At 32.3% G+C, this 843-nt stretch carries 1 protein-coding gene; it reads right to left on the reverse strand.

All coding sequences use genetic code 11. The features are described from left to right. A partial coding sequence (locus EBF09_RS08995; protein ID WP_232817719.1) for a methyl-accepting chemotaxis protein occupies positions 1-843 on the reverse strand: 843 nt, incomplete at both ends.

An 843-nucleotide genomic window follows, 5' to 3' on the forward strand; every position in this document is an offset into this window, starting at 1 on the left:
TACATTATCTTGTGTTACACCCTCTAATTGTGCTACTGCTTCATTGATTTGAGCAACACCTTGTGTTTGCTCTTTTATAGATTCATTCATATCATTAATGCCTTGGACTAATACATTTACATTAGCTTCTATTTCATTTAAAGATTTACCTGTTCTTTCAGCTAGTTTTCTAACTTCATCGGCTACTACTGCAAATCCTCTACCATGTTCTCCTGCTCTTGCTGCTTCTATTGCTGCATTAAGTGCTAGTAAGTTAGTTTGTTCTGCTATATCTTTTATAACACCTACTATGTTTTTAATATCTTCTGCTTGTCTAGTTACTTCAGATGTTTTATCACTTACATTTTGCATAGAAGAACTTATCTCTTCTATTGCAGCTGCTGATTGTTGAAGAGAACTTGCTTGAGTTTGTGAACCACTTGTTAGTTTTTCCATAGAGAGTTTTAACTCTTCACTTTGTTTTGCTAAATCTGTTGCAAAAGAAGCTGAAGCTTTTAGCATTGCTTTTATTTCTTCGCCTAGAGTGTTAGTAGTAAGTTCTACTTCTCCTTTTGCATTTTGAATATCAATAGTGAAGTCTAAGTTTTTATAAGAGTTAAAGACTTTAGTGATTTCATTCATATTAGAACCTACTTTAGCTTCTAAAGTTCTAAGCATTTCATTTAAAACATTTTTTAATTCTATTAATTGAGGATTAGCAGGATTTTCTATAATTCTTGCTGTTAAGTCTCCTTCTTCTATTGCTTTTGCTGTTTGAACAGATTGCGTTACAGCTTTTAAGTCTTGTTCTAATCCTAACTTAGTCTTTTCAATATTAGCATTGATAGCTTGAGCCATAATACC

Origin of the sequence: Helicobacter burdigaliensis, from assembly GCF_003670295.1 — a bacterium.
Lineage (GTDB): Bacteria > Campylobacterota > Campylobacteria > Campylobacterales > Helicobacteraceae > Helicobacter_D > Helicobacter_D burdigaliensis.